1 protein-coding gene is annotated in these 502 nt (G+C 59.4%); it reads left to right on the top strand.

All coding sequences use genetic code 11. The features are described from left to right. Window positions 1-439 (top strand): hypothetical protein (locus tag OQ02_RS45365; protein WP_081916285.1); only part of this gene is annotated, 439 nt, incomplete at its 5' end. Window positions 440-502 lie beyond the last annotated feature (63 nt).

The following is a 502-nucleotide window of genomic DNA, read 5'->3' as shown; positions in this document are numbered from 1 at the left end:
GGAGATCCTCTTCGACTGCCAGCGTCACGCTGATCGTGGCGTGATTGAAGTAGTCCCGTGCATCGACGGAACACCCCTTACCGAGTTGGTCGACCAGTTCGAGATGAATGCTGGAATGCAACCGGCCGGAAACGCCTACGGAGGTATCATTCCGCAGTTCTTCCGCTTCGGCCCCATCGAAGACCATTTCCATGGACGATCCATCGGAGCGATGGGGTCGAAGACGCCCGTGCTCGGCTGTGAATGCGGTGAGTGGGGATGCTGGCCGCTAATGGCTGGCATCACTGTGACTCCTGACCACGTGACCTGGGACTCCTTCGAACAGCCCCACCGCAAGACACGCGACTACTCGGGATTCGGCCCGTTTCAGTTCGACCGCCTTCAATACGCTGACGCCGTGAAGGTCCTGACTGCAGCACTGGGCTCTGACGAGACGTGAGAACGTCTCACCGACTCATCACGGGAGGAGGCAGCATGTTTGACCACGTCATCGGGCTAAGCC

Origin of the sequence: Saccharothrix sp. NRRL B-16314, from assembly GCF_000716595.1 — a bacterium.
GTDB lineage: Bacteria > Actinomycetota > Actinomycetes > Mycobacteriales > Pseudonocardiaceae > Actinosynnema.
Note: the sequence above shows the minus strand (reverse complement) of the source record. Positions and strands in the feature narration are given on the sequence as shown.